Below are 13,880 nucleotides of genomic sequence, written 5' to 3'. Positions count from 1 at the left end.
TTTGTCGTTAGCAGCGCTTAGTTTTGCTTCAGTATCATTTTTTAATGATCTTATTTAAAATAATCAACACAACACATTTATTATGACAAATTGCAACAGCCAGAAATTTCCATCAACATGTCAGGAATCCAATATTATTAAAACATTTCACAATACCGGAGAAGTTATCCGTTATCAGGAAATAGATTTGGATCCAAGCTTGGTAGATGGAGTTGTTTTAATTACTGAAAATGGGAAATATTATAAAGCCATTTATACAGAGAATACCATTAATATAGAGTGGTATAGATGTAGTTATCCCACTGATTTAACAAATGGGACCGGAGATAAAGTCATGCTAACTAAAGCGATCAATACCGCGGGATATTTGGGAGCGATTTTAAGATTTGATGCAAAAGAGTACATTGTTAATGAACAATTAAATTTTGCAGGTATTTCATGTTTTAAACTTTTAGGAGATAGGCAGCATACATTAATAAAATCAGATAAAAAGGACCAAGATCGTCTTGAAGGATTTTATTTTAGCTTTACTAATTGTCATAATGTTATCATAGAAGGACTTAGATTCGATCAGAATAAGAGTAATTTAATTACTTATAGTGCCGCAGATGATGCTGCTCAAAAAGAATACAATGGAGGTATGTTTTTTACCACATCAAGTAATATAGAAATTATAAATTGTCACTTTTTTGATTTATATAATCGAGCTGTACGTATTTTCTCCTGTTATGGAAATATAAATGTTAATAATAACCTTTTCGAAAGTAATGTTCAAGAGCAAATTTATGTGATGGAACATTTAGTTGTTGCACAATGTCCTTTCGCAAAGGTAATTTTGGAAAATAATGCGTTCAAAAATGCAGAAAATCATAATCCGGATCATGGGGTAGTTGCTATTTTTGCTTTTGAGCTGGGAGAAAAAGGATCCGTACTCATAAACAATAACTTCTTTGAATATTGTGGAAGAAACCATACTGGAGTACACAGACTCTATGCAATAGATTTCTATGATAATGTGAATAATTTTATTGTTTCTAATAATATATTTAAAAACTTGACATGGGGAGCTATTAGATTTGATGGAACCAGAGAAAATGGAATTATATGTAATAACATTATCCATCAGTTGATTGCTGATCAGGACGGAATGATTATGGCTGCTTCAAGGGAAGAAGCAAAATATAATCAAACGAAATTTAAGAATATAAGTATTCATAACAATATTCTGGATGCAGCAACAGAATTAAGTCATGGTATTGCAGTGCTAGGGCTTTCTCCTTTTTGTGCAGCAGAAAACATTGAGATTTCAAATAATAAAATGTATAATTTAAGATATGGAATCAAAATTCATGGTGATGTAAGTGTGGTATCAATTAATAATAATCAGGGTTTTAACCTTATAGGAATTGGTATTAATGTAGAAGGATTTAAAACAGGATTTAATAATACTCCACTTGAACCTAAAAAAATAGAAAAAATTTATATCAATGATAATCATCTTAATGGAAGACCAGAACTCAATTTTAATGGGTTTGTAGGGGTTCAGATAAATGGTTTGGATGTAGATTCTAAATTTATGGGAAGAGTACTCATTAATAACAATTTTATATCAAGTAATAATAAAGGATACGGAATTATTATAAATACAGGTACTTCACTTGATAATGTTGTGAGCGTTACTGCTAATACTATTGAAAATGTTGAACGAGGACTTTATATAAGAACTAAAAAGGTCCTAGTTAAAGATAATTTGATTTATAATGCATCAATTGAGGCGATTCTTGATCAAGCTGTCGGTACAATTTTTCACGAAAATTTTTATAACAACGTACTTATTTAATGGGCTAAATGATATTTTCTTTTAGATAAACAAACATGCAAGAAAATATTTTAAACATACTATCGCTGGTTCCCGATCCCGAAATTCTGGTGATCAATGTTGCGAAACTGGGTATTTAATGTAACAATGAATCAGTTTACCAATGCCAAAATAATTGTTACATTGGTAAACTGATAAATTGTTAAATTATTTGCTGCATCGTTAATCTGTTAGATTGTTACGTAAGACAGATTGCCACATTATTTTATATTGTTAAATTAGAGCAGTGTAATTTTTTAATTCTTTAATCATTTAATTTTTTAATTTAAAACCATGTATACACAACTCGATATTGAAACGCATTTTGACGGAAAACTGAAAATTGCTTACCTCAATCAGCCGGAAACAATGAATGCGCTTACAAAGCCATCTTTATCAGATCTAAAGGATTTTATAAAAGAATGTAGTGAAGACCCTACAGTAAGATGTGTAGCAATTTCAGGAAGAGGAAGAGCTTTCTGCTCCGGTCAGAATCTGGATGATGCTTTCGTACAGGGCAATGAACACCATGATAACGATATCATCAGAAAAATCGTAGTAGATTACTACAATCCTTTGGTAACAGAAATCACACGTTGTAAAAAACCTGTTGTGGCATTGGTAAATGGTCCTGCAGTAGGTGCTGGGGCGATGTTGGCTTTGATCTGTGACTTTGTTTTAGCTGTGGACAAATCTTATTTTGCTCAGGCATTCTCTAATATCGGATTGATTCCTGATACGGGAGGAACGTATTTCCTTCCCAAATTATTAGGAAGACAGCTAGCTAATTATTTAGCATTTACAGGAAAAAGATTGTCTGCTGAAGAATCTAAATCTTATGGTTTAGTGGCTGAAGTTTTCACAGAAGAAGAATTCGCTCCTAAATCTATGGAGATCCTTGGAAAAATGTCCAATATGCCAACAGCTGCGATTAAATTAACTAAAAAAGCTTTTGCTCAATCTTATAACAACACATTAAAAGAGCAACTTGAACTGGAAGGCGATCTACAGCAGGAAGCTGCACAAACAGAAGATTTCATCGAAGGGGTAAACGCCTTTTTACAGAAAAGAAAACCTGACTACAAAGGAAAATAAAAGATTTTGTACAATGTAAAAAGTATAATGTACAAGGTACGTTGCCATAATCATACTTTTTACATTGTACATTTTACACAATACAGAACATGAACAATATAGGAATTATTGGGGCAGGAACCATGGGCGTAGGAATTGCTCAGGTAGCTGCAACAGCGGGATGCAAAGTCGTTTTATTCGACGCAAATGCTCCGCAGATTGATAAAGCACTATCAGGCTTAGAGAAAACACTTCAGAAATTAGTGGATAAAGCTAAAATTTCTCAGGAAAAAGCCACAGAAATCAGAAACAATATCGTTAAAGGTGAAGCTTTACAGGATCTGAAAGATTCCGATCTCGTGATCGAAGCCATCATCGAAAACAAAGACATAAAAACCAAAGTATTTACAGAACTGGAAACCTATGTTTCCGAAGACTGTATTATCGGTTCCAATACCTCATCCATTTCTATCACCTCTCTCGGTGCAGAATTAAAGAAACCGGAGCGTTTCATTGGAATTCATTTTTTCAATCCGGCACCATTGATGCCTTTAGTTGAGGTTATTCCATCCTTATTAACAGAAAAATCATTAGCGGAAAAAATCTACAGTCTTATGAAAGATTGGGGAAAAACACCTGTGATTGCCAAAGATATTCCTGGATTTATCGTTAACAGAATTGCCCGCCCTTTCTATGGGGAAGGATTAAGAATTGTTGAAGAAAACATCGCAACACCGGAACAGGTTGATGAAGCCATGAAAACAGTAGGAAACTTCAAAATGGGACCATTTGAATTAATGGATTTAATTGGGGTTGATGTTAATTTTGCCGTAACCACTACCGTTTACAAAGATTATTTCTACGACCCTAAATACAAACCGTCTCTTCTTCAGCAAAGAATGTCTGAAGCCAAACTTCACGGCAGAAAAACCGGAAAAGGTTTCTATGATTACAGTGAAGGGGCAGAAAAACCTCTTGCTCAAAAAGACGATGCACTGTATCAGCAGATCTTTTTAAGAATTATTTCAATGTTGATCAACGAAGCTGTAGAAGCCAAAAGATTAGGGGTTGCTAACGAAGAAGACATTGAGCTGGCTATGCAGAAGGGAGTAAATTATCCAAAAGGATTATTAAGCTGGGGAAAAGAAATCGGTTATTCAAAAATAGCCGAAACCCTTCAAACCCTTTATGAAGAATATCAGGAAGAAAGGTACAGACAAAGTCCCTTACTTCGTAAAATGTAACAATATAAAAATTTAACAGTGTAACAATAATTGGTACATTTTTATACTGTTATATTGGTAAATTAGAAAATTATGACGCCGAGACAAGTTGCAGATTATATGTTCGATCAGGATTATTTTTCCCAGTGGATGAATATCAAGATGATCGAAGTCAAAGAAAACTATTGCTTAATAGAAATGCCCATCAAGAAAGAGATGATTAATGGGTTGAAAACGGTTCACGGAGGTGTGACGTTCGCTTTTGCAGATTCTGCACTGGCATTTTCGTCCAACAACACCGGAGATGCGGCCGTAGCCCTCAACTGTATCATCAATTTTACCAAAGCCGGAAAAGAAGGTGATGTTTTCAGAGCAGAAAGCATTCTGGTCAATGATACCAGGAAAACAGCCGTTTACGACATCAAGATCACCAATCAAAATAATGACCTGATCGCAAAATTCGTCGGAACTGTCTATAAAATTGGAAAAAAAGTAACGGAGCTGTAGGCTCAATGTAACAATGTATCAGTATAACAATTTAACAATGATGAAATAAAATAATTTTAAACACAAATGATAAATTTCGAGAATAATCCATTGATTCAGAAAACGGTTCAGTTTTCCTTAGATATAATTGAATTTTGTGAGTTGTTAGAGGAAAAAAGGAAATTTGTTATTGCGAAACAATTATTAGGCTCCGGAACAAGCATCGGTGCAAATGCATTTGAAGCGCAAAACCCTCACAGTAAAAATGATTTTATCAATAAGTTGAAAATTTCAGCCAAAGAATTGGAAGAAACCAAATATTGGCTATATCTGTGTAAGCATTCCAAAAATTATCCATTTGATGAAAAATTAGAACATCAAATTATAGAATTAGGAAAGATTATATATAAAATATTAAGTACAAGTTTAAATAAAAACAAACCTTGATTAATCTAACAATGTGCCAGTTTACAATGTGCCAATAATTGTTACACTGCTACATTATTAGATTGTTAAATTAAAACATTATGAACAACGTATACATCATAGACTACGTGAGAACCCCAATCTCAAAACTACAGGGTGGATTATCAGAAGTAAGAGCTGATGATCTGGCAGCAGTGGTTATTAAAGAAGTTATGGCAAGAAATCCTGAAGTTCCTGCAGAGGAAATTGAGGACGTTATTTTCGGATGTGCTAACCAGGCCGGGGAAGATAACCGTAACGTAGCAAGAATGGCTCTTCTATTGGCTGGACTGCCTTACAAAATAGGAGGAGAAACGGTAAACAGGCTTTGTGCTTCGGGAATGTCGGCGGTAGCCAATGCTTTCCGTTCCATTGCTGCAGGAGAAGGTGAAATTTATATTGCAGGTGGAGTAGAGCACATGACTCGTTCGCCTTACGTAATGTCTAAACCCGGTGCTGCTTTCGGAAGAGACAGCCAGATGTTTGATACCACTTTCGGATGGCGTTTTGTCAATCCGAAGATGAAAGAAATGTACGGCGTTGACGGAATGGGTGATACCGCTGAAAACTTGGCAGATATGCATAATATCAGCAGAGAAGATCAGGATAAATTTGCTTTATGGTCTCAGCAGAAAGCGACAAAAGCTCAGCAAAGTGGAAGACTGGCGGAAGAAATTGTAAAAGTTGAAATTTCTCAGAAAAAAGGTGAACCTAAAATTTTTGATCAGGATGAATTTATCAAATCGACCTCTTCCATGGAAGGTTTAGGAAAACTTCGTCCCGCTTTCAGAAAAGAGGGAACCGTAACTGCCGGAAATGCTTCAGGAATGAATGACGGAGCAGCAGCTCTTATCCTGGCAAGCGAAGAAGCGGTAAAAAAATATGGTTTAAAACCAAAAGCTAAAATCTTAGGATCTGCCGTAGCTGGAGTAGAGCCCAGAATTATGGGAATCGGACCTGTAGAAGCTACTCAAAAATTATTAAAAAGATTAAACCTTTCCCTTGATGATATGGATATCATTGAACTGAACGAAGCATTTGCAGCACAGGCTTTAGCCGTGACCAGAAGCTTAGGTTTACAGGATGATGATTCAAGAGTGAATCCAAACGGAGGAGCTATTGCCATTGGCCATCCACTGGGAGTTTCAGGAGCAAGAATCATTGGTTCTGCAGCTATGGAACTTCAGAAGCAGGATAAAAAATATGCATTGTGTACCCTTTGTATCGGTGTCGGACAAGGCTATGCAATGGTCATTGAAAAAGTGTAACTTTTTCAATAATGTAACAATCTAATAAAGTATCAGTGTAACAATTAATCTGACCTCGGAATTTTCAGATTGGTACATTGTTACACTGATACATTGTTAAATTAAAATAATTAAATTTTATGAACATCTACTCATACCACGGTATCCGTCCCATCATCAAGCCTTCTGCTTATATTCATCCGCAGGCGGTGATTATTGGGAATGTGGAGATCGGTGAAGAAGTATATATCGGACCCAATGCCGTGATCCGCGGTGACTGGGGGAAAATTATCATTAAAGACGGAGCCAATGTCCAGGAAAACTGTACCCTTCATGTTTTCCCGAATATCGAAACCATACTTGAAGAATCTGCCCATATCGGACATGGTGCCATTATCCATTCAGGGCATATCGGTAAAAACTGTCTTGTGGGAATGAATTCCGTAGTGATGGATAAAGCGGTCATCGGAGATGAGTGCATCATTGGGGCTCTGGCATTTGTTCCTGCTAATTTTACGTGCGGACCCAGAAAACTGATCGTAGGAAGCCCTGCAAAGATTATCCGCGATGTTTCCGATGAAATGATCCATTGGAAAACGGAAGGAACCAAGCTTTACCAACAGTTGGCAAGAGAAGGAAAAGATGCTATTCTGCCATGTGAACCGTTCTCAGAATATGTAGAACAGACCGCTACCAAAACTGTTGATTACAGCATCTGGGCAGATTTAAAATAAATTTTTAAACCTTATTCAAAACGGATAAGATTGTATGATACAAACGAAAAAGAAGATGATTAAAAAGATGCTCATTGCCTGTAGTATGCTGTTTGCTTTTCAATTCATGGTTTTAGCCCAGAATGAGAAAGTAAAACCGTTGACTATTGGAGAGGTAAGAACACTCAAGTCTAAGATCTTAAATGAAGACAGAACTTTAAATATTTATCTGCCACAAGGTTTTGATAAAACAAAATCATACCCGGTGATCTATCTGCTGGATGGCTCAATAAATGAAGACTTCATCCACGTTTCAGGATTAGTACAGTTTTTTAATCAAATGTATGCGATGCCTGAAACCATTGTGGTGGGGATTGCCAATATTGACAGAAAAAGAGATTTCACTTTTCACACCGATTTAAAAGATTTACAGAAAGATTATCCTACAACAGGACATTCTGATAAGTTTATTAATTTCTTGGAAAAAGAATTAAAACCTTATATCGAAAATCAGTTTAAAACTACTGACACCTATGTGTTCGGTCAATCTCTTGGCGGACTTCTGGCAACAGAAATATTGTTGAAAAAACCTGAAATGTTTAATAATTATTTCATCATCAGTCCAAGTTTATGGTGGGACGATGAAAGTCTTTTGAAACAGGCGAATAAGTTATTGTCTACAATTCCGGATACCAAAAAATTCGTTTATGTTTCTGTAGGAAAAGGTGAACATCCGGTAATGGTCAAAGACGCAGAAGATCTATATGATACGCTTAAAAAATCAAATAAAAAAAACTGGACGGTAGAATATAAAATGATGGAAGGGGACAATCATGCAACGATTCTTCATAGAAGTTTGTATGAAGGTTTGGTGAAATTGTTTCCGTATAAAGAACCCAAAAAATAAAGACCTAAAACACAAATCATGAGATATTTATTTTTCGCCCTTTTCTTTTCAATTATGATCAATGCTCAGGAAAATCAGCAGAAGAAAATGAATTTGAAGCTTAAAAATGAATTAACACAGATTCATAGAGATGATCAAATATATCGTGAGCTGATACAACCGAATGTTTCACAGGAGCAAAGGGAAAAGGTCATGAAAGAAAAAAATCTTACAAAGGAAGATGTTACGGATAGAATATGGAGGCTAATGGACGAGCAGGATGATGAAAATCTCAAAAAAGTTGAAAAAATTATTGCAGAAAATGGCTACCCGGGGAAGTCTCTGGTAGGAGAGCCCGAGAATGAAACAGCTTGGTTGGTTATTCAGCATTCTCCGAAAATAGATCAGTATATGCCAATTATTAAAACGGCTGCTGATCATAAAGAAATTCCGTTTAGACTGTATGCCATGATGCTGGACAGACAGTTAATGCATGATGGAAAAGAGCAGATCTATGGAACTCAGGGATTTTCTTCTCACGACGGAGAGAAAGAAAGCGAGCCTATCATCTGGCCTATTAAAGATGTTAAAAATGTAAACAAACTCAGGAAAGAAGCCGGTTTTGATCAAACGGTGGAAGATAATGCTAAACGTCTCTACGGAAAGGATTTTGTTTTTAAAAACTATACTTTGGAAGAAGTGTTAAAGTTCGGAGGTGATAAGAAAACTGAAGAAAAACCGCTCAACCTTGAACTCAAAAAAGAGCTTGCACAGATTTATAAAGACGACCAGATCTACCGGGAATTGATGCAGTCTAGCATTACGCCCGAAAGAAAGGCAGAGATCATAAAAGAGAAAAACCTGTCCAAGGAAGATGTTGGTAGCGGACTCATCAAAAAGATGGACGATCAGGATCAGGAGAACCTTGTTAAAGTAGAGAAAATCATTGAAAAATACGGGTACCCAGGAAAATCTATGGTGGGCGAACCTGAGAATTATGCCGTATGGAATGTTATCCAGCATTCCCCTAAAATTGAAAAATATTTTCCTCTGATTAAAAAAGCAACAGACGAAAAAGAACTGCCATTCAGACTCTATGCCATGATGCTAGACAGAAAGCTGATGTACGACAACAAAGAACAGATCTATGGAACGCAGATCCATTCGATTTTTACAACAAAGGACGGAAAAGCGGAAACGCTGTCATTTGTGTGGCCTATAAAAGATCCGGACCATGTCAACGAGCTGAGAAAGAATTCAGGATTTAGCAAGACCATAGAAGATTACGCTAAGGATGTGGGAGGTATCGAATACAAAAAATATACATTGAAAGAAGCGCTGGAGCTTCAAAAAAAGAAATAATGGATCTTCTGAAAAATATTGGATTTTCCTGTTCATTGCTCTTATTGGAGCCAATTATGTTGGGTTCTATCTATTATGGGAGTCAGTGGGAATTTCTGATGCGCTGGAACATGTAGAATCAGAGGCGGTGATCAGAAAATTGAAGCAGAAGGACTTTCTCTACACTCTGTTTGTAGATGCAGTCCTGATTCTGGATTTTTCCCTTATTCTGTTCTTGCTGTTTATGGCAGGAAGAAAAATAGTACAACTCATTGTTAAAAAATAAAAGTCAGGTAAAAAGTTAAAAATAATATGGAAAAACTGAAAAATTACATCTACGGAGAATGGGTAGAAGGTACCGGAAACGGAATGCCTTTGTACAATGCCGTTACAGGCGAGCAGGTCGCTGTTTCAGATACAGAAGGGCTTAATTTTGAGCAGGCTCTTGACTACGGAAGAACAGTAGGCTACAAGAACCTTTCCTCCATGACGTTCTATGACAGAGGGGAGATGCTGAAAAAAGTGGCTCTTTATCTTTTGGAAAGAAAGAAAAAATATTACGAATTATCATATAAAACAGGAGCTACTCACGCAGATTCATGGGTAGATATAGAAGGAGGTTTCGGTACTTTCTTTACCTATTCCGGGTTAGCCAAAAGAATGCTTCCAAACACTCCGTTCTGGGTAGATGGCGAAACTCAGAAAATTTCTGCCAACGGAACTTTTCTGGGAACTCACATTCTGACACCAAGTGAAGGCGTTTCCATACAGATCAATGCTTATAACTTTCCGGTTTGGGGAATGTTGGAGAAACTATCTACATCATTGTTGGCAGGTGTTCCTTCGATTGTAAAACCATCTCCTTACGGTTCTTACCTGACGAATGCCGTTTTTCAGGATATGATCGAAAGTGGTGTCCTTCCGGAAGGAGCGCTTCAGTTGGTTTGCGGTGAGCCTGGAAATATCTTGGATTATGTTCAGGATGGAGATTCCGTATTGTTCACAGGTTCTGCCCATACTGGAAGAAAACTGAAATCAATGCCTTCCATCGCTGGAAATGCAGTACGATTCAATATGGAAGCAGATTCTCTGAACTGTTCAATTTTGGGTCTGGATGCAAAACCGGGAACTCCGGAGTTTGATCTCTTCATCAAAGAAGTACGTACTGAAATGACGACCAAAGCAGGTCAGAAATGTACAGCCATAAGAAGAATCATTGTTCCTGAGCACCTCATCGGGGATGTTCAGAACGCTTTATCTAAAGCTTTAGACCAAACCAAAATCGGAAATCCGTTAAGCAGAGAAACCAGAATGGGATCACTTGTAGGAAAGCAGCAGTACGATGAGGTGGTAAGAAAAGTAAATATTTTAAAATCAGAAACAGAATTAGTTTACGACGGAAAACATGAACTTATAGATGCAGATTACGATAACGGAGCATTTATGAGCCCGAAACTATTCTTAAACGATAAGCCATTCGAGAAAAATATCTCTCATGATGTAGAAGCTTTCGGACCAGTTTCGACTTTGATGCCGTACAAAGACGCAGAAGAAGCGGCAGCTTTGGCAAAAAGAGGGAAAGGAAGTTTAGTAGGGTCTATTATTTCTCATGACGAAAGCTTTATCGCAGAAACTTCATGGAAAATGGCTTCCCAGCACGGTCGAATTTTTGTTCTGAACAGAGATAACGCCAAAGAAAGTACAGGTCATGGTTCGCCGTTACCTACATTGATGCACGGCGGTCCTGGTAGAGCTGGTGGAGGTGAAGAAATGGGTGGATTGAATGGTCTTCATTTCTTCCTTCAGAAAACAGCCATTCAAGGTTCTCCGGATGTGTTGACGGCCATTACAAAAGTCTATCAGCAGGGTGCAGAGAAAAAATTCTCAGACAAACATCCGTTTCAGAAATATTTCGAAGATGTTGAAGTGGGCGATTCATTAGAAACAGCAGGAAGAACAGTTACCGATGCAGATATTGTTAACTTCTCCAACGTTTCATGGGATCACTTCTATGCGCATACCGATGCTACAAGCTTAACGGGAACTATTTTCGATAAAACAGTGGCTCACGGATATTTCATTCTTTCAGCAGCGGCAGGACTGTTCGTTTCAGGGAAAAAAGGACCTGTTATCGCGAATTATGGATTGGAAAACTGTTCATTCTTTAAACCTGTTTATGCTGGAGATACCATCACAGTGTATTTAACAGCAAAAGAAAAAATAAACAGAGGCGTAAAAGGAAGAAATATTCCTTCCGGTGTTGTAAAATGGTTGGTGGAAGTAGTTAACCAAAGAGATGAGATCGTTTGTGTAGCAACCATCTTAACATTGGTGGCAAAGCATTCTCCTTTCATTGATCTGAATGTGAAAAATGTTCAGAAAATATTGGGAGGCCTGACAGAAACCACTCCGCTAAACTGGGGTAAAATATCACCTCAGCAAATGATTGAACATCTAGAGCACGGAGTTTTGGTAAGTTTAGGCGAACCGGAAGCCGACAAGTGCTTCACACCGGAAGAACAATTGGAAAAATGGCAGGATTCACTGTATAACCACAGAAAAATGCCTAAAGATTTCCCGGCTCCTTTCTTAGCTGAAGATGAAACTTTGCTGGAATTAAAGCATAAAAATCTGGATGCTGCCAAACAGTCTTTCCTGGATAATTTAAAAAGATTTTCAGTGTACTACAAAGAAAATCCACAGGCAGAACATATGAACTTTGTGTTCGGAAAACTGAACAAAGAAATGTGGGAGCTGATGCACAAAAAGCATTTTACACACCATTTTGAACAGTTTGGATTGATTTAATGTAATAAACAGTGTAATAATGAATAAATTTGCAAATTGTGATATGGTTATTATACACGTAAAAAGATAAAATACAAATGATTTCAATAACGAATTTTGAAAATATGATTGATTCTAAAATTGTTGATAGAGCCAGAGAATACTATAAGAATGGTTTTGTTGAATATATTACAGAATTAGAGGAAGATCATTTTACTGCAATAGTTTCAGGAACAGAGAATTATGAAGTTGAAATAAGGTTGCATGATGGTGAAATCCAAGAGCACTTTTGTGATTGTCCATATGATCATGGTGAGTTTTGTAAACATGAAGTTGCCGTTTTATTTTCCATTTTACAACAATATAAAACTATAGATATAGTGGAAGAATCACAAAAAACAAAATCTAAGGCTAAAGCGAAACCTAAGCAAAAGGTTGATTTCTCAAAGATATTGGATACAATTTCACATGAAGAATTAAAAAAGTTTGTTTTGGATTATACCAGTACTGATAGGAACTTCAATAATGCCTTTATCAGCAATTTTGCTGTTATTTCCGGAAACGACTCTTTTGAACTTTATCAAGGGCAAATAAAAGATATTTATAGATCAGGCAAAGATAGATACGGCTTCATTGAACGATACCAAATGAAAAAAGTGGGCAATCAACTGCTTGCTTTTTTATCTGATATAGAAAAATATATAGATCAAGGCAATCTGATTACAGTATTTTACAGGTCTTCCGCGCTTCTGGAGGAATCAATTGCTGCAACGCAATTTTGTGATGATAGTGATGGATATTTATCTTCACTGATAGACGGCTCCTTCAGTGCTCTTGAGACAATTGCTTTATCAGAACTGCCTGAGGATTTGAGAAAAGAAATCATGTCTTATTGTTTTGAGGTCTTTGATAAAAATAAATTTAAAGGATGGGGCTGGCACGAAGCGATGTTGGTTCTATCGGGTAAATTTGTTAAAAACAAAAAGGAAGCAGAACAAATATTGATAAGAATTTCAGGAAATTCAGAAAAAGATAATGATTACGGCGTGGAAAAATTAGAAAATCTTAAATATGACACGCTCCTGAAGTGGAAAGGCATAGATGAAGCCGAAAAGTTTTTAAATGGAAACCTTCATAATACTGAACTTAGAAGTAAGGCCATTTCTATAGCCATCCATAATTTTGAATACGGGAAAGCAAAAGAAATAGCAAAGGAAGGGGTTGTTTTAGATAGAAAAGAAAGACCGGGACTTGTCAAGAAATGGTATAATCACTTGCTTAAAATCGCAGAGCTGGAGAATGATCAAGAATATATTGTATTATATGCCCGATATCTCTTAAAAGATAATTTTTATCCGGAGCGGGATTATTATGAGATCCTGAAAAAACATGTTGCAGAAGAAAACTGGCAGGAATTTGTTGATGAAATGATTTCTGATATTTTAAAGCAAGAAAGATATCGTGGAAAATATGAACTTGCAGCCAGTTTATACATAAGGGAAAAAAGATGGACAAACTTGTTCGAACTGGTAAAAAAGTCACAGTCAATTCATTTTTTAGAAATGTATGAAGAATACATAAAGCACCTATTTCTTCCTGAAATTATAAATCTTTATATTCAATATATCAATTCTGTTATAGATGAAGCTTCATCTAGGAGCAATTATAAAAGTATCTGTATTTATTTAAAGAAAATAAAGAAGATGGGGGCAGAGGACAAGGTGAAAGAAATGGTCCAGCGTTTCAAAGTAACGTTTCCAAAAAAGAAAGCTCTTATAGATGAACTGGACAAGGTCTGAT

The 13,880-nt window shown here is 36.4% G+C and carries 12 protein-coding genes; all 12 read left to right on the top strand.

What is annotated here, in order from left to right:
• Positions 1–82: 82 nt before the first annotated feature.
• The 12 genes from HHL23_RS10750 to HHL23_RS10695 all read left to right on the top strand — a co-directional run bounded on the left by HHL23_RS10750 (position 83) and on the right by HHL23_RS10695 (position 13,879).
• The gene (locus tag HHL23_RS10750; protein WP_169234808.1) at positions 83–1,840 is read left to right on the top strand and encodes a right-handed parallel beta-helix repeat-containing protein; all 1,758 of its coding nucleotides are present in this window, start codon (positions 83–85) and stop codon (positions 1,838–1,840) included.
• 312 nt (positions 1,841–2,152) lie between these two features.
• Positions 2,153–2,953: an enoyl-CoA hydratase/isomerase family protein gene (locus HHL23_RS10745; RefSeq protein ID WP_169234807.1), complete on the top strand. Its 801-nt coding sequence runs from the start codon at positions 2,153–2,155 to the stop codon at positions 2,951–2,953.
• 89 nt (positions 2,954–3,042) lie between these two features.
• Positions 3,043–4,176: a 3-hydroxyacyl-CoA dehydrogenase NAD-binding domain-containing protein gene (locus HHL23_RS10740; protein ID WP_169234806.1), complete on the top strand. Its 1,134-nt coding sequence runs from the start codon at positions 3,043–3,045 to the stop codon at positions 4,174–4,176.
• 72 nt (positions 4,177–4,248) lie between these two features.
• Positions 4,249–4,662, top strand: coding sequence for a PaaI family thioesterase (locus HHL23_RS10735; RefSeq protein ID WP_169234805.1), 414 nt, complete (start codon positions 4,249–4,251; stop codon positions 4,660–4,662).
• A gap of 66 nt (positions 4,663–4,728) precedes the next feature.
• The gene (locus tag HHL23_RS10730; protein WP_169234804.1) at positions 4,729–5,088 is read left to right on the top strand and encodes a four helix bundle protein; all 360 of its coding nucleotides are present in this window, start codon (positions 4,729–4,731) and stop codon (positions 5,086–5,088) included.
• A gap of 80 nt (positions 5,089–5,168) precedes the next feature.
• Positions 5,169–6,374 (top strand): 3-oxoadipyl-CoA thiolase, encoded by a 1,206-nt coding sequence (gene pcaF / locus HHL23_RS10725; RefSeq protein WP_169234803.1) that lies wholly within the window; start codon positions 5,169–5,171, stop codon positions 6,372–6,374.
• Positions 6,375–6,493: 119 nt separating this feature from the next.
• Entirely contained in the window at positions 6,494–7,087 is a 594-nt protein-coding gene (locus HHL23_RS10720) for an acyltransferase (protein WP_169234802.1), read from the top strand.
• A gap of 34 nt (positions 7,088–7,121) precedes the next feature.
• Entirely contained in the window at positions 7,122–7,973 is an 852-nt protein-coding gene (locus HHL23_RS10715; RefSeq protein ID WP_228464710.1) for an alpha/beta hydrolase, read from the top strand.
• A gap of 18 nt (positions 7,974–7,991) precedes the next feature.
• Positions 7,992–9,314 (top strand): DUF6624 domain-containing protein, encoded by a 1,323-nt coding sequence (locus HHL23_RS22510; RefSeq protein WP_228464708.1) that lies wholly within the window; start codon positions 7,992–7,994, stop codon positions 9,312–9,314.
• An 85-nt stretch (positions 9,315–9,399) separates the two neighbouring features.
• The gene (locus tag HHL23_RS10705) at positions 9,400–9,579 is read left to right on the top strand and encodes a hypothetical protein (RefSeq protein WP_169234801.1); all 180 of its coding nucleotides are present in this window, start codon (positions 9,400–9,402) and stop codon (positions 9,577–9,579) included.
• A gap of 26 nt (positions 9,580–9,605) precedes the next feature.
• Positions 9,606–12,101: a phenylacetic acid degradation bifunctional protein PaaZ gene (gene paaZ / locus HHL23_RS10700; protein WP_169234800.1), complete on the top strand. Its 2,496-nt coding sequence runs from the start codon at positions 9,606–9,608 to the stop codon at positions 12,099–12,101.
• 77 nt (positions 12,102–12,178) lie between these two features.
• Positions 12,179–13,879, top strand: a complete 1,701-nt coding sequence (locus tag HHL23_RS10695; RefSeq protein WP_169234799.1) for an SWIM zinc finger family protein — start codon at positions 12,179–12,181, stop codon at positions 13,877–13,879.
• Position 13,880 lies beyond the last annotated feature (1 nt).

It is taken from the genome of Chryseobacterium antibioticum, assembly GCF_012927325.1.
Classification (GTDB): domain Bacteria; phylum Bacteroidota; class Bacteroidia; order Flavobacteriales; family Weeksellaceae; genus Chryseobacterium; species Chryseobacterium antibioticum.
The sequence above is the reverse complement of the archived record's forward strand: the minus strand, read 5'-3'. Positions and strand labels throughout refer to the sequence as shown.